This is a genomic window from Comamonas kerstersii, assembly GCF_002056725.1.
In the GTDB taxonomy this organism is placed as follows: domain Bacteria; phylum Pseudomonadota; class Gammaproteobacteria; order Burkholderiales; family Burkholderiaceae_C; genus Comamonas; species Comamonas kerstersii.
Map to the genome: position 1 here is coordinate 3,063,199 of NZ_CP020121.1, position 18,814 is coordinate 3,082,012.

Genomic DNA, 18,814 nt, shown 5'->3' on the forward strand with positions numbered 1-18,814 from the left:
GCCCGCCGTACACACGGTCAAAAGCTAAAAAACCCCGCGGCTGCGGGGTTGGCGGATACGCAGGGCCACTTACATGTGGTCAATCACCACCTGCCCGAATCCGGAGCATGACACCTGGGTGGCCCCTTCCATCATGCGCGCGAAGTCATAAGTCACCTTCTTGCTCTGGATGGCCAGCTCCATGCCGCTGATGATCAGGTCCGCCGCCTCCACCCAGCCCATGTGGCGCAGCATCATCTCGCCACACAAAATCATGGAGCCGGGGTTCACATAGTCCTTGCCTGCATAGCGTGGCGCTGTGCCATGGGTGGCTTCAAACACCGCCACGGAACTTGACATGTTTGCACCGGGCGCAATGCCAATGCCGCCAATCTGCGCCGCCACAGCGTCCGAGATGTAGTCACCATTGAGGTTCATGGTAGCAATCACGCTGTACTCGGCCGGGCGCAGCAGCACCTGCTGCAGGAATGCGTCAGTGATGCTGTCCTTGATGGTGATGCGCTTGCCGGTCCTGGGATTCTTGATTTCCACCCAGGGGCCGCCGTCAATCAGCTCGCCACCGAACTCCTTGAGGGCCACGTCATAGCCCCAGTCCCGGAACGCACCTTCCGTGAACTTCATGATGTTGCCCTTGTGCACCAGCGTCACCGAAGGCTTGTCATGGTCAATCGCGTACTGGATGGCCTTGCGCACCAGGCGCTCCGTACCTTCGCGCGAGACAGGCTTGATGCCCAGGCCAGAGGTCGCTGGGAAGCGGATATGGTCAATGCCCATCTCATCGCGCAGAAAGTCGATGAGTTTTTGCGCCTTGTCCGTGCCTGCAGCGAACTCGATGCCTGCATAAATGTCTTCCGAGTTCTCGCGGAAGATGACCACATCGGTCTTCTCAGGCTCACGCACGGGCGAAGGCACGCCCTGGAAGTAGCGCATGGGGCGCAGGCACACATACAGGTCCAGCGTCTGGCGCAGTGCCACGTTCAGGGAACGAATGCCACCGCCCACAGGCGTATTCAGCGGCCCCTTGATGGAAACGGCATATTCGCGCACGGCATCCACCGTCTCTTCGGGCAGCCAGACGTCCGGGCCGTAGACCTGCGTGGCTTTCTGGCCGGCATACACCTCCATCCACTGAATCTGACGGCGGCCGCCATAGGCCTTGGCCACTGCAGCATCCACCACCTTGCGCATCACTGGCGTGACATCCACGCCCACACCATCACCTTCAATAAAAGGAATGATGGGCTGATCGGGAACATTCAAGGTCATGTCCGCGTTAACGGTCACTTTGCTGCCATTTTCAGGAATGCGGATGTGTGTGTACTGCATGAGGAAGCTATCTCCGGACTTCAACGTAGGGCTTGTGGTCTGCATGGCCACTTGCTGCCGATTCTAGGCTGCTTCACCCCGCATGGCGGCATGAAACGCGCACCACCGGGTATGCATTGGCGATGCCCCTCTTGCAGCGAGCCGCTGCACCTGGTGCTGCTTTGCGACTGCGCCACACCCGCACAGCAAGGATGTACAGAACAGACAACCCCCCCACAGCGCAGGCAATCCACCTACATACAAAATTCAGAAACAAAGTAAAAGTTTCGTAACTTCTGCCTTGTAACAGGCTTTCATTCACTCCTTCCGAATTGCCATGCTGCTGTGAAATTCGCTTGTATGCCCCCTGCTCTTGCGTCTTCCCTCTCCGGTCTCTCACGTACCTGGATGCAACGCTGGTCGCGCTGGCGCACTGCCAGTCTGGCATTGGCGGCCCTGACTTTTGCCAGCGCAAGCCTTGCCTCCACGGCCGTCACCGAAGTCAATCAGCTCATGGCCCAGGGCAAGCTGACCGAAGCGGCAGCGCTTGCGCAGGCACACCTGAGCCGCAACGGCAACGACGTACATATGCGCTTTCTGCAGGGTGTGATCGCCACAGAACAGCAAAAGTACGATCTGGCCATAGACATCTTTAGCGCGCTGACACGTGACTTCCCCAACCTGCCAGAGCCTTACAACAATCTGGCCGTGCTCTACGCCACACAGGGCCAGATGCAAAAAGCCGCGCAGACAACGGCGCACGCGCCACGGCCAGATTCCGCCAGGACTACTCTGCAGACAACTACAAAGACAGCACCCTCAAAACCATGGAGCTGCAGCGCGAAGGCAATCAATGGCTGATCGTGCGTGAAATATCTGCCCAGTAAAAGCAAACAGCCCGTCCTGCTGCAGGCTTACGCTGTCGACACAGCAGATCAATCCATGCCTTTTGCAGCAAGCCCGGGCACTGACTCACCAATGTAAAAGCCCCTTTTGGCCATAGCCAGAAGGGGCTTTTCTTAAAGCTACTCACACCAGACAGCAAACCGCAGGTTTGCATTGGCGATCAGGCCGGTCCGTGCAGACGCGCAAGCCTCAGCCAGTACGTCAAGACTTTGAACAAGCGATCCAAGGGACGTAGAGTGGGCTTACTGCGCCAATGTCGGCACAACCGGTGTTTCCGCAGGCACGCCATCAGCGCCACTGGCCTTACGCTGTGCCTTCTCGGCCTTTTTTCTCTTTTTTTCCAGCTCTCTCTGACGCTTTTCGAATTGATAGTTAGGTTTAGCCATACAGAAAGTGCTTTCTTTGTTTCAGTACGGACACCATACCCTATTGAGCAGGTCTGCACATTGGGCTATCCAATACTGGCACCAGCCTCTACCAAAAGCACATGCAGCCTGTGACCTGCAGCTGCCGAGCTGGCGCAAGCAGCATGGCTTTTAGCGCAACAACTCTTTCGCTCTTTGGCTGAGATGCACATGCGCCGACGCTGCTTGCCTACGGCTGGCATCGAACATCGCGTAATAACCGGCGCGAGTAAATTCTTCCTCCATCAGTTTGATGGCGTCATCCACTTCGTTCTCGTTGGTTAAACGCATGCTTGGATGCTCTGCAGCAATGGCCTGCAGCGTGGCAAAGCTGGATTTCGCAAGCTCCAGGTATGCGACTTTCGTCTCAGGGCCTGAAGAGGTATAGGCAAGCAGAAGAGATGCGTTGAGCTGCTCCTTTGCAGCCTGCGCCTGCTGCTCCAATATTTCCAGCGCGGCGCTGCGCGCATTGACGTCACGAATAGCTTGCAAAACCAGCCAAACATAAAAATGACTCCAATCTTGAGCTGCCCCATGCAAGCATCGTCCTAAGCGCTCGGCAAGCCGATTGCCAAAGCGACCTGGGGGCACACCCAAAAATCTGGAAGATCTGCTGTCAACAGTTCGGAACCATCAATTCATCGGGATAGGCCGCTCTCTCAGCACCATGCGCTCGTTCTTGCTGTTGTACTGCACATACTCTTGGCGACCGTTTCTGCAGCGAACAAATTGATTGTTCAATACGCCATTGGACTCCTTCAGGCACTCAGCTTTTGACTTGGCTGGTATGGTTTCCCAATGAGGCTGATTGTCACGAATAGTGTCAGTGATGCCCACGCCAAATTGACCTGCCAATCTGCCTGCGCCTCGAACGACATCGCTCTGAGCGAAGGCCATCGATGAAAACATTAAACGGACAATCACTATCCGCTTCATATGCACGCCATGCCTGTAACAAAGCGCATTCTAGGTAGGCCCTATTTGCCAAGCTAGCAGCTTCTAAAGCCATCTCAACACTCTTTGGTGTCCTACCTCTGTAGATCCAAAATTTACTGCTGCGGCAAAGTAGCGTTTTTAAGCAGCAGCGTCTTGCTGTACGCCGTGAAATCCCCCAGATGCTTGGTAATCACAGCCTCCACAATGGGCAGCTGCAGCGCTTGGTAGTGTTTTTTGAATGTCTTGCAGCAGCCCTGCCCTGGCTTCATCCAGGGCAGTTTTCTGGCTCAGGATAAAACTCTCGTACAAGGCAGCCTGGCTGTCTCTGGCCCACAGGCGCTGCCCTGTGGTGATGATGCGGTATTGCATCACGGTAGACGAGGCACGCAAGTCCAGCAAATCCACATGGCAGCGCGCCGTGGCGGCCAGCTCGCTGCTCAGCAGCCCACAGCTTTTCAGGGCCCAGCGCCTCATCCGCCAGAACGGCCAGGTCCAAGTCGCTGTCTGGGCCTGCATCGCCCGTGGCCTGAGCGCCAAACACATACAGCGCAGACAGGCTGGGAACGGCTGTCTGCAGCTGCTCAAGCATGCGTGTGTAGTTCATTGCACCCACTTGGTTATGCCCTATCGAAGTTGCTGGCGCCCTCAATCATCCTGCATGTTACGGCGCTGCCTGCCCATTGCGTCTGGCGGTGCTGCAAAAAACATGTACTTTCTTGCACCCAAAAAGAAAAAAGGCCTAATGCCTTAAAACATTAGGCCTTTTCAGGTGCTTGGTGGTGCAGTCGCGACCGAAACCAAACCCGTTCTCCGAGCATAAGCGCGTTTCTGCGTGTTTGTGAGGGGATGAGCGGGTGATGGGATGTCGGCCGGCTGCAACACGTTTGCAAAAATCCTGCGACAACATGCCATCTTGCTATTGACAGCCCCCTCATTACACTCGCACAACCTGTATTTCGTCAGAATAACAAACAAGATGGACAAAGCATGCAGGGAGTGCATCAGGATACGACTGCTGATGCGGATACACACGTAGACACCCAAGCCGCGCTGTGGCTCCTGGCGAGCCTGGCCGGTTTCTATCGCCAGCCCTTCGATACGGAGCTGGTGATCAAGCGTTTTCCGCCGCCTATCGATCTGCCCACGCTGATCGAGGCCTTGGACGCCCTCGGCCTCAAGGCCGGGTTGGCGCATTGGCCTGATGGCCAGTCATCAGGGCTGTCGGCCTTGCCGCTGCCCGCCGTGGCGCTGTTGCCTACGCCCGCGGCTGAAGCTACGCAGGCAGGCTCTGGCGAAGATACAAATGCCGCGTCACCCCCGCCACCCTCCCGCATCCCGCTCACCCCGGCGCTGATCGTCCAGCACGGTGACGACACCCTGGCTTGGGTCAAACCCGGCCAGTCGGCCCCGGAGACCGTGGCGCTCGACGCCGCCCGCGCCCAAGCGGCACCGGTACTGCTGCTGGTGGCCCAGGCCGAGCCACCCGTTTCCGAATCGGTCAGCAAAACCGCATCGCCCGAAACCCAGAAAAAGCCCTTCGGCTTCTCCTGGTTCGTGCCCGAACTGCTGCGCCACAAGCGCATCTGGCGGGATGTACTGCTCGCCAGCCTCGCCATCCAGTTGGTCGGCCTGGCCACACCGCTCTTCACCCAGGTCATCATCGACAAGGTCATCGCCCATCACTCCGAGAGCACCCTCATCGTGCTGGGCGTGGCGCTGGTGGTGTTCATGTTCTTCACCAGCGGCATGACTTGGCTGCGCCAGTATCTGGTGCTGCACACCGGCAGCCGCATCGACGCCGTGCTGGGCGAGAAGGTGTTGAAGCACCTGCTGCACCTACCGCTGCCGTACTTCGAGGCGCGGCCCACCGGCACCCTGGTGGCGCGTCTGCACGGCGTGGAGCAGCTGCGCGAGTTCATTTCCGGCGCGGCGGTGAGCCTGGTACTCGATCTGCCCTTCCTGCTCATCTTCCTGGCGGTGATGTTCTCCTACAGCTGGCAGCTCACGCTGATCGCGCTGGGCATCTTGACGCTGATCGTCATCGCCAGCCTCATCATGGTGCCGATCTTTCGCGAGCGGCTGGACAAGCAGTTCCTGCTCGGCGCAAGGAATCAAGCCTTTCTCACCGAATACCTGGCGGGCATGGCCACGGTGAAATCCCTGCAACTGGAGCCGGATGTCGGCAAGCGCTACGGCACCTATCTGGCCCAGTACCTCTCGGCGGGCTTCGCCACCAAGCAGGTCGGCAACACCTACAACGTCGTCGCCAACGGGCTGGAGCAGGTGATGACGCTGTCCATCCTCATCGTGGGGGCGTGGCTCGTGATGCAGCCCGAAGCGGGGATGACGGTGGGCATGCTGGTGGCCTTCCAGATGTTCGCCAGCCGCATGAGCCAGCCGCTGCTGCGCCTGGTCGGGCTGTGGCAGGAATTCCAGCAGGCCAGCATTTCCGTCAAGCGCCTGGGCGACATCCTGGACATGCCGCAGGAACCCTTCACCCTCACCCCGCAACGCGCCGCCGGCGGCGAAGGCCGCATCGACATCCTGGACGTGGGCTTCCGCTACTCCGAGCAGCACCCTTGGCTCTACCGGAACCTGAGTCTGGCCATCCCCACCGGCAAGCTCACAGTACTGATGGGCCCCAGTGGCTGCGGCAAGAGCACGCTGGCCAAGCTGATGCAGGGCTTTTACTGGCCGCAGGAAGGGCAAATCCTGCTCGACGGGCGAGACATCCGGCAACTGGCGGCCAACGAACTGCGCGCCACCTTCGGCGTGGTGCCGCAAGAAACGGTGCTGTTCTCCGGCACGGTCTACGACAACCTGGCCATGGCGCACCCGCACGCCAGCTTCGAGGACGTGATCGCAGCCTGCAAGGCGGCGGAAATCCACGAGGTGATCGAGAAGCTGCCGCAGGGCTACCAGACCGAGATCGGTGAGCGCGGCACCGGGCTATCGGGCGGGCAGCGCCAGCGCATTGCCATTGCCCGCGCGCTACTCAAGCGCCCCAAGGTGCTGATCTTCGACGAGGCGATTTCGAATCTGGATCAACAGACCGCCGAGCATTTTGCGCAAACCATCAACCGGCTCAAAGGCAAGGTCACGATGATCTTCATCACGCACCAGATACCCAAGGGCTTGCAAGTGGATGAGGTGGTGAATATGGGGCAGCATGCCATGCACATGAGTTTGGTGAAGGAAGACAAATGAAGCAGTTGAGCAAAGATCAGTGGCGAAAAATTCATGGAATCAGGCCACCAAAGGACCCAGCTGATCCCGATGTCATTGGTCGACGACCAATTCACGAAGCAATCGTGAATTGGGAGATCAAGTGGACCACTCGACTACACCTGATCTTCGCGCCTCTGGCCTTCACTATTGTGCTCATGCCGAAACTCAACAAAGCTTGGTATGAGGTTATTTCCTCTATTCCGATTGTTTCGTGGATTCACAGAGAGTTTTCCGGTTTGACTGGCACGCTGTATTTATGCCTCGCTGTTGGTCTGGTTTTTTATTTCTACTCGGCCAGCAAAATTGACGGAAAAAGCCACTCGGAATACGGCTACCCCATCAATATCAACCATGTTCGATCCCCCAAAAATATCAAGCAGGGCGAGCTTTATCCAAGAACAAAATTGGAGGAAAGGGTGTTTTTTGCCGATAGCGCAGGCGGCATATGGCTGGCGACATTCATGTGGTTTGTTCTGCTTGGTGGAATTTCCGTTTTATTTTCCATGAAAGGAGGCTGAAAAGCGTCCCAAGGTGCTGATTTTCGACGAGGCGATTTCGAACCTGGATCAACAGACCGCCGAGCATTTTGCGCAAACCATCAACCGGCTCAAAGGCAAGGTGACGATGATTTTTATCACGCACCAAGTGCCCAAGGGCTTGCAAGTGGATGAGGTCGTGAATATGGGGAGCCATGCCATGCATATGAGTTTGGTGAAGGAGGAGAACACGTGAGCCAGTTTTTTACAGCAGTCGGCGCGGCGATGCTGATTTTTTGCGCTATTTGGGGGTATTCATGGCTTGAAGTGTGGCGGGACCCGAAGGGTGAACTGGCCGACTTCTATGCGCGGCACCCGCGAACCAAGGCGTGGGTTTCATTGGCGAATAGGCTATGGATACCGACTTTGGTTGTTGGGCTTATTTTCGTAGTTATGGGCGTAATGATGGGAGGAAAATCATGAGTGCGATTCAGAATGCGGCAGCAGGGACTGCTGCCGCCAGTTTTGTTGCCAGCCAGATTGGAAACAGCATAGCCGGCACTTTCGGCATGGGGTATGCCAAATTGGTTGTCGGTCAAGCTGCATGGGCGGCGTCCGTCGGCGCGCTTGGGGAGAAAATGGCCAATGGCACAGCAACCGGCGGTGATTATGCCAATGTGATTCAAAAGACCGGAGACCTGCTACTCGGTCTTGGGTTGACGATTGCACAAGTCAATCCGTGGATACGCGGCGCATTTACTATCGCCAGCGGCGGACTGTTCATTTACGACAACTGGGACAAGATTTCAGACTTTTACGACCGCGCTAAAACCTGGCTCTGGCCCCGCGACCCCATCATTCTCGACCTTGACGGCGACGGCCTCGAAACCGTCGGCCTCGCCTCGAATATCTACTTCGACCACGACGGCGACGGTGTATTGACCAAGACCGGCTGGGTGGGCAAGGACGACGCCCTCCTGGTCTGGGACAGAAATGCGAACGGTCGCATCGACACCGGCGCGGAACTGTTCGGCGACTTCACGCCCCTTCCCAATGGCACCCTCGCCCCGAATGGTTTTGCCGCGCTCGCTGCCTTGGACTCGAACGGCGATGACACCTACCTCTTTGGCCGGAGCGACGGCCAGGACACGGTGATCGACGGCGACACCACCGCCGGTAACAGCGACACCCTGCGCTTCAAGGAAGGCGTGGCGCTGGCGGACGTGCGCAAAAGTCGGCGCTGGCGGGGCGGCGAGTGTGCGAATGATGAGATGCGGAGGGTGGCGGCGTGAGCATTGCGAAGGAAGGGGTTTGGCTATTCGTTTACTTTGTCTGTCTGGTTAGCGCCATAGCGTTATCGTCGCTTCTGATTGGAGTAGGTTATGAGCAGCTTGCAAAAATACTCTTTCTTTGGCTGCCACTCATTGCAATTGTCGTCGCTAAGTTTCTTGAGCGTCCAATGCTTCGAAGATATTTCGAATTGAGTGATCATGGTCAATGGAATATTCGAAAGGATGCGCCGCGAAGCGTCAATATTTTGCTCAGGCTAATGCCAATTATGGCGGCTTTAATGATTGGTTATGCATTCACTCACCTATCTAAATATGGTTCGATTTAAAGGGAGATGAATTATGGTTACAGGCGGCAATCTCGAAAGTTTTCTGAACGGCGTGACGGTTGGCGAATCTGCTGGGCAGGTAGTCACAAGTAATGGTGATGTAAATACCATTGTGACAGCAGGTTTGAATATTGCGTCTACGCTACCCCAAGTCGGCACAGCTTCGACGGTCGGCCTTTATATGGCCAACACGGCGCTCATTCCGCTGAATATGGTAAGTGCGATTCAAAACATCAAAAATATCGCAGATAATGGTGCCTCTGTTCAGAACGTAAGCGCAACAGCATCTGACATGGCTGCAATAGCTTCAGCCGTGGCCGCCCGTTTGGCACTTGCACCTATACCGCAAGCGAAAGCTGCTGCACTTGGCCTTACCGCTTTATCGATCTTGCTGAAATATGGACCAGTCTACGGCCAAAAATTCGGTGAGTGGCTTGGGCAAAATATCCCGACGCCCTATGATATTCAAAAGTATTTCAATGATCTTTTCAACCGCGCCAAAAATTGGGTTTGGCCCCGCGACCCCATCATCCTCGACTTGGACGGCGATGGTTTGGAGACTGTCGGCCTGGCCGGCAACGTCTATTTCGATCACGACGGCGACGGGGTATTGACCCAGACCGGCTGGGCCGGCGCGAACGACGCCCTGCTGGTCTGGGACCGCAACGGCAACGGCGCCATCGACACCGGCGCCGAACTCTTCGGCGACTTCACGCCGATGCCCAATGGAACCCTCGCTCCCAACGGCTTTGCCGCCCTCGCCGCCCTCGATTCAAACGGCGACGGCGTGATCGACGCCTCCGACCCGGCCTTTGCCGAACTCAAACTTTGGCGCGATGCCGACCAGAACGGGGCGACGGGCGCCGGCGAACTGATTTCCCTCGCCGATGCGGGCATCCTCAGCCTGAATCTGGCCAACACCCTCAAGAACCAGAATCTTGCCAACGGCAACCAGCTCACCCGCGAAGGCAGCTTCACCCGCACCGATGGCACGACCTCGGCCATGGGCGAATTCCGCCTCGCCACCGACACCTTTTCCACCAAGTTCGCCAACGCGATCGAAGTCCCCGAATCCCTCAAGAGCCTGCCCGACATGCAAGGCTCAGGCTCCGTGCGCGAACTCTGGCAGGCCGCCGCGCAATCCGGCAGCGTCGCGGCGGTGCTGGCCCAGTTCCAATCCGCCGCAACGCGCGCCGAGCAGAAGGCCCTGCTCGATACCCTCATCACCGCCTGGGCCGACACCTCCGGCATGGCGGGGAGCCTGGAAGCGCGGGCCTCTGGCAAATACCGCATCGTCTATGAAGCCTTCGGCAACGAGCGCCGCTCAAGCAGCATCGACACCGTGGCCTTCGCGGCGATCTCCTCCGGCAGCGTGAGCGGCAGTGCAGGACTGATGTCCGACGCAGGCGGCCTGTACCTCTCCGAACGCTACCGCAACCTGATCAGTGACTGGAGCCGCAAGCTGCACGTGCTCGAAGCCTTCAACGGTCAGTACTTCTTCAACCTGCCCGAGCAGAAGAGCCAGACCGCCGGGGCGAACTGGGGCTTGGCCATCTCGGCCGGTTCGGGCGGCGGCGGCTCGGGGGCGATGGCCATCGCAGCCTACCCCACCTTGCGCGTGAATTTCTCGCAAGGCCAGCTCGATCTGCTGCAACAAGCCTACGACAGCCTCAAGGAAAGCGTTTACGCCAGCCTGGTGATGCAAACGCGACTGAAACCGTACCTCGACCAGATCGAACTCGTCATCGACAACGACGGTATCCGGCTGGATGCTGCGGCACTAAACCAGAAACTGGCAGAGAAAAAAGCAACCGATCCCGAGAACTATCTCGCCGACCTGCTCGACCTGGACCGCTACGCCAATGGTTTCCTCTCCGGCACCAACTGGGTGGGGCTTTCCGACTTCGACAACCTCGTCGAAACCCTACCGCAGACGGCGGGCATCGCGGCCCTGCTCGATGAATTCAAGGTGCGCACGCTCACCGGTGGTGACGACAACGCTTGGCTCACCGATAAGGCCGACATCGTGCTGGCGGGCGACGGCAACGACACCCTCTATGGCTACAACGGCAACGACCGTCTGTTCGGCCAGGGCGGCGATGATCGCATCTACGGTGGGGACGGTGACGACCTGATCTCCGGCGGCGCGGGCGACGACCTGCTCTACGGCGAATCCGGGGCCGACACCTACGTCTTCGGGCGCGGCTACGGCAACGACACCATCGTTGACATCGCCGAGAACGGCGTGCAGCGCGACACCGTGCGCTTGCTGGGTCTGAATCCAGCGGACATCCGGGTCACCGCCGACTACGCCGACAACCTCGTCTTCACCATTGTCGATACGGGCGAGACGCTGTCCGTGTCGCGCGGCGGCTACTGGTGGGGCCAGAACGGCGTCGGCCAGTACGTCTTCGACGACGGCACGGTGTGGAGCCACGACGATGCGCTGCGCGCCACCGTGGCCGCGACCACAGAGAACGACGACGTGATCCACGGCTCCAGCGCCGGCGACGCGATCGCCGGCCAGGCGGGCAATGACACGCTGATCGGTAACGGCGGTAACGACGTGATCGATGGCGGTGCGGGCAATGATCTCTTGATCGGCTCCACCGGCTGGAACTGGATATACGAGAACGGCAGCTATCGGGTGGAGCGCAACACCACGCCGCAAATCTCCGCCAACGGCAACGACACCTACCTCTTCGGCCGGGGCGACGGCCAGGACACGGTGATCGACGGGGACACCACCGCCGGCAACAGCGATACCTTGCGTTTCAAGGAAGGCGTTCTGCCATCGGACGTGAAGCTCATCCGCAGCGGCGAGGATCTGGTGCTGGCCTGCAAAGGTCGGCGCTGGCGGGACGGCGAGGCGGCGAATAAGGCGTGGAGGATAGCGGCATGAACAAGATACATGTGTCCGCCCCTATAGCCAGGCTGCTAGGAGGATTTTTTCTCCTGATCGCTGTTGCAGTACTTCTAATATTCTTGGTTAACACGAGTTTTGTGTCATTTACGGTACAAAACTTCCGACAGCAATCGGTAAATATCGTAGAGGTGAATGCATCCAAGGGACTCATTTTCAAGTCGTCCGACTTTTTAGACCGCCATCAAATCGACTCATTTTGGGGCGTTTTTCCTATCAAGGAAATTTCTCTCGATGTTGCGATTAAGGACAGCGAGGTTCAAAAAAACTTCTCTTGCCAAGTAAACCTGCAAGGGAGCGATAGTTGTTCGGTCGAGATTTACGACCACACTCTCAAATGCAAATGTTTTCAATAGATTATTGAGGAGACGAGGTGATGAACTTTCCATGGGAAATTTACGCAAGAGCAGAACGCGAGGCTGTGGCATCTCAACTTCCTGGGCGTCAGGATGGTCCGGCAGATGCCTACAGACACATCCTTGCTGCTGCCGAGGCTGTACGACAAGGGTATCCGGAATCCGTAGTCAGAGCATGGGGGGGAATGGAGAGAAAGAGACAATCCGCCTGACCGTGCAGCAATGGATAAACACAACAATGATGTCGGGATTGGTATCGGCAAGAATGCTCGATCATGGCAGGAAGTCTTGGAGCGAGCTCGGAAGGCCGTGTCGAATGGTTCGACAAATTCAACAGATCCTAATACTGCATCTTGGCGACCGCCTAGCGAATGGGACGGGAATCCAAAGAATGATGCCACTCCGGACCCGAACGACCGGCTACCGACAACGGAAACAAATTGGCCACCACGCTGGCCGCCTCAAGGTATACCGTCACCTGATGATCCAAACTGGTGGCGGGAATTTCCTTTTCCGGGAACCCAGCCCAAAGAATGCACCCCTTATGATCTGGACGGTAACGGGATACCAGATCGCTTTGAACCACTCAAGTTCTCGCCTCTCGGAGATATTTTCAACCGCGCCAAAAACTGGGTCTGGCCCCGCGACCCCATCATCCTCGACCTCGACGGCGACGGTTTAGAGACGGTCGGCCTGGCCAGCAACGTCTATTTCGACCACGATGGCGACGGCGTGCTCACCAAGACCGGCTGGGCGGGTGCGAACGACGCCCTGCTGGTGTGGGACAGAAACGGTAACGGCACCATCGACACCGGCGCGGAGTTGTTCGGCGACTTCACCGTACTGCCCAACGGCACCCTCGCCCCGAATGGATTTGCAGCCCTCGCCGCATTGGATGCGAATGGCGACGGCGTGATCGACGCCACCGACCCCGCCTTCGCAGAATTGAAGCTCTGGCGCGATATTTCGCAAGACGGCGTCTCGCAAGGCGGCGAACTCGTTTCGCTGGCGGACGCCGGCATCGTCAGCCTCAACCTCGCCCACAGCCTCAAGAACCAGCGCCTGGCCAACGGCAACACGCTCGCCCGCGAAGGGACATTCACCCGTGCCGACGGCTCAACGTCCGCCATGGGCGAATTCCGCCTCGCCACCGACACGTTCAACACCCGCTTCGCCGAACCGGTCGAAGTCCCCGAGCCCCTCAAAACCCTGCCCACCATGGGCGGCGCCGGCAACGTGCGCGAATTGCAGCAGGCCGCCGCCCAATCCAGCAGCCTCGCCGGTGTTCTCGCCCAGTTTCAGAACGCGGGCACGCGCGCCGAACAAAAAGCCCTGCTCGATCAACTCATCACCGCCTGGGCCGACACCTCCGGCATGGCCAAGAGCCTGGAAGAGCGGGCCTCTGGCAAATACCGCATCGTCTACGAAGCCTTCGGCAACGAGCGCCGCTCAAGCAGCATCGACACCGTGGCCTTCGCGGCGATCTCCTCCGGCAGCGTGAGCGGCAGTGCAGGACTGATGTCCGACGCAGGCGGCCTGTACCTCTCCGAACGCTACCGCAACCTGATCAGTGACTGGAGCCGCAAGCTGCACGTGCTCGAAGCCTTCAACGGCCAGTACTTCTTCAACCTGCCCGAGAAAAAGAGCCAGACCGATGGGGCCAATGATCCTCTCTGGCAGGTGGCTGCATGACCGCCGAGCACTTCGCGCAGACGATCAACCGGCTCAAAGGCAAGGTGACGATGATCTTCATCACGCACCAGGTGCCCAAGGGCTTGCAGGTGGATGAGGTGGTGAATATGGGGCAGCATGCCCGGCAGGTGAGTTTGGTGAAGGACGAGATATGAGCGGCGAAAACAAGTACAGCAATCGTTGGCGGGCATGGCGCTGGATAGTTTATTTATTGATAGGACTGTCAATAGCCAGCGGTTATGTCTTCTGGGAGTTTCAGAGGATAAAAAACCGGTTATTTGGGTTTCAGCCGCCGGAAATGGCGCTGGCGCAGTACACCCCGAAAGATGTTGTTGGCGACCTTGGCGGAATGAAAGTTCGCATTCCCCGGCACTGCGTTGAATATGTGGAATACGACGACGATCCGGGATTTGGCGAGAAGCGCAAAGGGACTGCTCCTGAACGCACCTTCGAATCGAAACTGCGCAGCTTTGGAATCGATATCCGCATGACGGATATGAGATGCCAGGAAAGCTCGGAATTGAGAGAAAACAGGCGTCAGCAATTCCTTAAGCAGGAATCACCATGGATTAGCATTGGAGTCAACGCTGGGTCAATTTATCCGAAATTGGGAGCTATGGCCGTTGATAGGCAAGCAAGGATAGTAATTGACAGCATTGCAAAACCAACGGAGTTTTGGTTTTCAAACTATGAACGATTGCCAAGTAAGGTTTATGGGCTGGATGCTTATGTAGTTGCTGGTCTTGACCCTCATACAGGCAAACCTGCGAAAGACAGTGACAAGGTTGACGACAAATATTTTCACTTCGCGCCATCTGGATTGGCCGACACCTATATTTCATGTGGCAGAACCTATGTACCTGGTGGCGTGGCAAGTTGCAGTATGGATTTCTCGTTGGAGCCCAAGGCGAGAGTGTACGTTGATGTCCGCTTTAACAGAGCGCGCCTATCAGAGTGGCAAGAGATTAGAAAAAAAACAATAGATTTGCTGACTGGCTTCGAAGTTCGCGAAGAGTCCGCCAGTCATTCACCACCCAAAAATTCGCCAAACAAGTAATTGTCCATTGATTATCGAGGAAATACGCCGTGCCACAAACTGTCACCAGCGCTCAACTTCAATCACTGCAACAGTCCTTACAATCCGGAGGGGCAGCAGCAGCAGCTGATGCATACAACTGGCTTTATGCTCAAGGATATAACTATGCCGGTTGGGCTGAAGGCGTTGCAAGAGGCGATTCGTTTGCTGGGAATGCCGCGCTGAAATATTTGCGAGAAACCGCCATCATGGGAATGGGCGGCGATCAGTGCAGAAATCTGACTCCGCAGCAGATCGATAAGATTCGCACCGATATGGCGGACAAGACTCTGGAAAAATATAAAGAGATTGCTGATAACAATGGCGGCAAGCTTGATAGGGATTTGACATACAAGGAAACGAAGGATATTCACGAAAGGGTTTTTCAGGACAATGGTCTCGGACTAGACAACTGGACCATCAATACACCCATGGAGATAATCCGAGAGAGATCAGGTGATGAGGCGGTTGAGCGCCTCTGGGAAAAATTACGCGACACCGGCGGCGATGGCGTTGATGCGCTGGAGATAAACCAGCGACTTATTGAGTTGATGGATTTTTATCGTGATCAGATCCCGGAAATGCGGGACAGAATCGACAAATGGAGGCAGCATTTTGACGATTTTTCCGAGAAGTGGGGCATCGTAACTGATACGTGGAAGAAGCATTTTGATGATTGGTCAAAAAACATCAAAGAATGGTGGGACCGCGCCAAAAACTGGGTCTGGCCCCGCGACCCCATCCTCCTCGACCTCGACGGCGATGGCCTGGAGACGGTGGGACTCGCCAGCAACGTCTATTTCGACCACGACGGCGATGGCATCCTCACCCGCACCGGCTGGGTGGGTCAGGGCGACGCCCTGCTGGTCTGGGACAGAAACGGCAACGGCACCATCGACACCGGCGCCGAACTCTTTGGCGACTTCACACCTCTTCCCAACGGCACGCTGGCTCCGAACGGCTTTGCCGCACTCGCCGCCTTGGACAGCAACGGCGACGGCATCATCGACGCTTCTGACCCGGCCTTTGCCGAACTCAAACTTTGGCGCGATGCCGACCAGAACGGGGCGACGGGCGCCGGCGAACTGATTTCCCTCGCCGACGCCGGCATCGTCAGCCTCAACCTCGCCCACACCCTCAAGAACCAGAACCTCGCCAACGGCAACCAGCTCACCCGCGAAGGCAGCTTCACCCGCACCGATGGCACGACCTCGGCCATGGGCGAATTCAATCTTGCCACCGACACCTTCAATACGAAATTTGCCGAACAGATCGAAGTCCCCGAAGCCCTCAAAACCCTGCCCAACATGCAAGGAGCGGGCAACGTGCGCGAGCTTCGGCAAGCCGCGACCCAGTCGGACGGCGTGGCCAGCCTGCTGGCCCAATTCCAGAACGCCGCCACCCGTGCCGAGCAAAAGGCGCTCCTCGACCCACTCCTCTCCGCCTGGGCCGATACCTCCGGTATGGCAAAAAACCTGGATGCGCGCGCCCAGGGCCAATACATCATCCAGTACGAAGCCTTCGGCAACGACCGGCGCTCCGACCACATTGACAGCGTCGGTTTCGTCGCTGCCCAGACGGCAGGCCCGCTGACCTTTGAGGGTATGACCGGCGCGCTATCGACTGACATTGGCGCGAGCTACCTCAGCGCGCACTACCGCGAGCTCATCGACAGCTGGAACCAGAAACTGCACGCGCTCGAGGCCTTCAACGGCCAGTATTTCTTCAACCTGCCGGACGGCAAGAGCCAGACCGCCAGCACCAATGATGCGATCTGGAGAGCGGTGATATGAGCGAATTGATACAGAGCCAAAAAATTATGGGGTGGCTCATAAAGTTTATTCTCCTATCGTTATGCGTGGCTTTGCTTTTCTATGCAAAAAACAACTCGGATATTGAAACCTATTTTTCTGACTTGATGGCAGGAGATTATCAGGCTACATTTCCATACAGCATATCCGATGCAGATACCGTATGTGCATTGCAGGCGTATCAGAATAGGTTGAGGTCTCTGCCAGATATATTGGCCGTGGACGCCATTAACTCTCAGCTAGACAAGGCTAATTTTCGGGGCGAAGAAGGTTTTTGGGTTTTGTTGCGTTATTCCAAAGGGGTGCTGGCTTTGGATAAAGTTAATCGTTATAAGTACCCGCTCTCCAGTCCTGTTGACTCCAATGATTTTGATCCTGTTGAATGGAAGGATGAGATCGGTAGAAAAAGTGTGGAATGTGCCACAGGGGTACGGTTGAAGTTCTCAGTATTCATTAACCAAGCAACGGGCGAAAAGCGCGTTGGAATTGCATCATCTGAAAGGGAATAAAATGTCCTATATCGGTGATCTTCATGATAGGGCCCAGCAATACTCAGACAGCTACGGACTAACAGGGCCGGTAAATGGCGATGCAGATGCCTTCCGCCACGCGTACTCTCTAGGGAACCTCTGCATAAGTCCCCAAGGGCTTGCAGGTGGATGAGGTGGTGAATATGGGGCAGCATGCCATGCACATGAGTTTGGTGAGGGAGGATATTTAATGAGGTGGCGAGGAATTTCGTCAGAAAAGTCAATTTTTGACAGTGAAGAGCAGCGCATAGGTCGGCCACTCACTGCGTTAGAGAAATCCCGAGTGGTTTCAAAATATACAGCAATCGTTGCATTGATATGTTTGACCCCTTTCCTTTCTGTTGACATATGGGATTCTTCTCAGCTGTATAGGTCACCGTTAGAGAAAAGCTTCAAAAATGTGAACCTAAGACTTGGAGGTGGAGGCAAATCCCCACCCGTTATCGTTCTTACGTACAGAGGCAAAAGAGTTTTCGTATCTCCGTGCGACGGATTGAAAGAAGTCGTGTGTCGAGAGGATTATTCTGGCGAGCCCGCTTTTGTTGATATTGCTGATGTAACAGAAATTTCGCCGGGAAAAGGAATAATCAAGAGGTTAAGCATGCACGACAATTTTGGAAAAAAAATTGTCGCGACAAATCATTATGCAGACACCTGGGTTCAGAGTTACCCAAGAAATCCGTACCAAAAAAATTGGTTCCTGTTAATCATTGCCACAGGGGCTGCTCTGGTTTTTTTTGCCTTGAAATCTCTATCTTTTTTCATCAATTTTAGGAGCCGTGAAAAATGAGCAATCCATCGACAGTCACCTTGGTTCTTGGAAATCTTGGCGGACAGGTTGGCGCTGTTGACGGAGTCATCAATGCCTCTGTCAGCGCGCGTGATGGAAATACGGGGGCAACGATTTCCGGAACCATTACCGCAGCAGGCAGTCTCGCGACCATGTTCCCAATGGTGCGGACAGTTTGAGGTGGTGAATATGGGGCAGCATGCCATGCATATGAGTTTGGTGAAGGAGGATTCTTGATGGCATTAGGCAAAGAGCGGCTTAGAAAAATCCACGGCCTGACCGAGCCAACGGAGCCTGCTGATCCGGCAGTTCTTGCGCGGCGTAGATTCCATAAGGCAGCTGCAACGTGGCTCGCCAAGTGGTCGTACCCGCTGCAGGCAGCCTTTGCCCTGGTCGGGTTCGTGGTCGTGTTGCTACCGATGTTCTCGAAGGGCTGGCGCGCCGTAATTGAGACCACGCCCGTCGCTGAGCGAGTTTTCCATGATTTCTCCTCCCTTAGTGGTTGGGCAATGGTGCTGTTTTTTGTTCTTCTGGCTCTATTCCTCGTTCTGAACTGGCGGGTCAATGACTATCCAGGAGGATGGCACCCGACAAAACAATGGGGTTTTCCAAATCCTAAGCAGGTCGTAGAGATGGAACTGTACCCACGACTTAAGAGAGAAGAGTTCGTTTATTGGATCGGGATTTTTTTCAGCGCTGCCGGGACAACGATCTGGATGATTTTCTTTGGCGTATTTGCATTTTTCATCAGGATAGGAGGCTGA

The 18,814-nt window shown here is 56.4% G+C and carries 22 protein-coding genes and 1 pseudogene; 17 read left to right on the top strand and 6 right to left on the bottom strand.

Going from position 1 to position 18,814, the window contains the following annotated elements; all coding sequences use genetic code 11:
* Positions 1–69: 69 nt before the first annotated feature.
* Positions 70–1,326 carry an NADP-dependent isocitrate dehydrogenase gene (gene icd / locus B5M06_RS14415; RefSeq protein WP_054067046.1) on the bottom strand — a complete coding sequence of 419 codons (1,257 nt, stop codon included), beginning with the start codon at positions 1,324–1,326 and terminating at the stop codon, positions 70–72.
* A gap of 339 nt (positions 1,327–1,665) precedes the next feature.
* On the opposite strand from icd, the gene B5M06_RS14420 reads away from it, so the two are divergent.
* Complete coding sequence (locus B5M06_RS14420; protein WP_205245586.1) at positions 1,666–2,166, top strand: tetratricopeptide repeat protein; 501 nt, start codon at positions 1,666–1,668, stop codon at positions 2,164–2,166.
* 287 nt (positions 2,167–2,453) lie between these two features.
* Here B5M06_RS14420 and B5M06_RS17260 read toward each other — a convergent pair whose 3' ends face one another.
* From B5M06_RS17260 to B5M06_RS17700, 5 genes and pseudogenes are all read right to left on the bottom strand, one after another.
* Entirely contained in the window at positions 2,454–2,597 is a 144-nt protein-coding gene (locus B5M06_RS17260) for a hypothetical protein (RefSeq protein ID WP_165442798.1), read from the bottom strand.
* 150 nt (positions 2,598–2,747) lie between these two features.
* Entirely contained in the window at positions 2,748–3,107 is a 360-nt protein-coding gene (locus B5M06_RS14425; protein WP_077344978.1) for a hypothetical protein, read from the bottom strand.
* A 141-nt stretch (positions 3,108–3,248) separates the two neighbouring features.
* Positions 3,249–3,551, bottom strand: a complete 303-nt coding sequence (locus tag B5M06_RS14430; RefSeq protein WP_054067043.1) for a hypothetical protein — start codon at positions 3,549–3,551, stop codon at positions 3,249–3,251.
* A gap of 138 nt (positions 3,552–3,689) precedes the next feature.
* Positions 3,690–4,025 (bottom strand): hypothetical protein, encoded by a 336-nt coding sequence (locus B5M06_RS14435; RefSeq protein WP_338028327.1) that lies wholly within the window; start codon positions 4,023–4,025, stop codon positions 3,690–3,692.
* A 16-nt stretch (positions 4,026–4,041) separates the two neighbouring features.
* Positions 4,042–4,155 (bottom strand): annotated as a pseudogene (locus B5M06_RS17700) (nucleotidyltransferase domain-containing protein); the annotation flags it as partial.
* Between the two features lie 383 nt (positions 4,156–4,538).
* Here B5M06_RS17700 and B5M06_RS14440 point away from each other — a divergent pair.
* The 16 genes from B5M06_RS14440 (at position 4,539) to B5M06_RS14495 (ending at position 18,814) form a co-directional block, all read left to right on the top strand.
* Positions 4,539–6,758 (top strand): peptidase domain-containing ABC transporter, encoded by a 2,220-nt coding sequence (locus B5M06_RS14440; protein ID WP_080025274.1) that lies wholly within the window; start codon positions 4,539–4,541, stop codon positions 6,756–6,758.
* Complete coding sequence (locus tag B5M06_RS14445; protein WP_054067042.1) at positions 6,755–7,297, top strand: hypothetical protein; 543 nt, start codon at positions 6,755–6,757, stop codon at positions 7,295–7,297. Before B5M06_RS14440 ends, B5M06_RS14445 begins: the two co-directional genes overlap by 4 nt.
* 13 nt (positions 7,298–7,310) lie before the next feature.
* A complete protein-coding gene (locus B5M06_RS14450) occupies positions 7,311–7,511 on the top strand; it encodes a P-loop NTPase family protein (protein WP_054067041.1) in 201 nt (66 codons plus the stop codon).
* The gene (locus B5M06_RS14455) at positions 7,508–7,738 is read left to right on the top strand and encodes a hypothetical protein (protein WP_058879662.1); all 231 of its coding nucleotides are present in this window, start codon (positions 7,508–7,510) and stop codon (positions 7,736–7,738) included. The genes B5M06_RS14450 and B5M06_RS14455 overlap by 4 nt, the downstream gene beginning before the upstream one ends.
* Positions 7,735–8,547 (top strand): hypothetical protein, encoded by an 813-nt coding sequence (locus B5M06_RS14460; protein ID WP_054067039.1) that lies wholly within the window; start codon positions 7,735–7,737, stop codon positions 8,545–8,547. The genes B5M06_RS14455 and B5M06_RS14460 overlap by 4 nt, the downstream gene beginning before the upstream one ends.
* Entirely contained in the window at positions 8,544–8,873 is a 330-nt protein-coding gene (locus B5M06_RS17115) for a hypothetical protein (RefSeq protein ID WP_162777451.1), read from the top strand. The genes B5M06_RS14460 and B5M06_RS17115 overlap by 4 nt, the downstream gene beginning before the upstream one ends.
* A 13-nt stretch (positions 8,874–8,886) precedes the next feature.
* Complete coding sequence (locus B5M06_RS17675) at positions 8,887–11,775, top strand: calcium-binding protein (protein WP_080025275.1); 2,889 nt, start codon at positions 8,887–8,889, stop codon at positions 11,773–11,775.
* On the top strand, positions 11,772–12,152 hold the full coding sequence (locus B5M06_RS17265; protein ID WP_162777420.1) for a hypothetical protein: 381 nt from the start codon (positions 11,772–11,774) through the stop codon (positions 12,150–12,152). Before B5M06_RS17675 ends, B5M06_RS17265 begins: the two co-directional genes overlap by 4 nt.
* A 222-nt stretch (positions 12,153–12,374) precedes the next feature.
* Positions 12,375–13,844, top strand: coding sequence for an EF-hand domain-containing protein (locus B5M06_RS14475; RefSeq protein ID WP_162781737.1), 1,470 nt, complete (start codon positions 12,375–12,377; stop codon positions 13,842–13,844).
* The gene (locus B5M06_RS17120) at positions 13,841–13,999 is read left to right on the top strand and encodes a hypothetical protein (RefSeq protein WP_162777459.1); all 159 of its coding nucleotides are present in this window, start codon (positions 13,841–13,843) and stop codon (positions 13,997–13,999) included. Before B5M06_RS14475 ends, B5M06_RS17120 begins: the two co-directional genes overlap by 4 nt.
* Positions 13,996–14,901, top strand: a complete 906-nt coding sequence (locus B5M06_RS14480; protein ID WP_054067421.1) for a hypothetical protein — start codon at positions 13,996–13,998, stop codon at positions 14,899–14,901. Before B5M06_RS17120 ends, B5M06_RS14480 begins: the two co-directional genes overlap by 4 nt.
* Positions 14,902–14,930: 29 nt before the next feature.
* Positions 14,931–16,712 (top strand): hypothetical protein, encoded by a 1,782-nt coding sequence (locus B5M06_RS14485; RefSeq protein WP_162781738.1) that lies wholly within the window; start codon positions 14,931–14,933, stop codon positions 16,710–16,712.
* The gene (locus B5M06_RS14490) at positions 16,709–17,239 is read left to right on the top strand and encodes a hypothetical protein (protein ID WP_054066063.1); all 531 of its coding nucleotides are present in this window, start codon (positions 16,709–16,711) and stop codon (positions 17,237–17,239) included. The genes B5M06_RS14485 and B5M06_RS14490 overlap by 4 nt, the downstream gene beginning before the upstream one ends.
* A 211-nt stretch (positions 17,240–17,450) precedes the next feature.
* A complete protein-coding gene (locus tag B5M06_RS17125) occupies positions 17,451–18,050 on the top strand; it encodes a hypothetical protein (RefSeq protein ID WP_162781739.1) in 600 nt (199 codons plus the stop codon).
* Complete coding sequence (locus B5M06_RS17130) at positions 18,047–18,229, top strand: hypothetical protein (protein WP_162777396.1); 183 nt, start codon at positions 18,047–18,049, stop codon at positions 18,227–18,229. Before B5M06_RS17125 ends, B5M06_RS17130 begins: the two co-directional genes overlap by 4 nt.
* A 57-nt stretch (positions 18,230–18,286) precedes the next feature.
* The gene (locus tag B5M06_RS14495; RefSeq protein WP_054066064.1) at positions 18,287–18,814 is read left to right on the top strand and encodes a hypothetical protein; all 528 of its coding nucleotides are present in this window, start codon (positions 18,287–18,289) and stop codon (positions 18,812–18,814) included.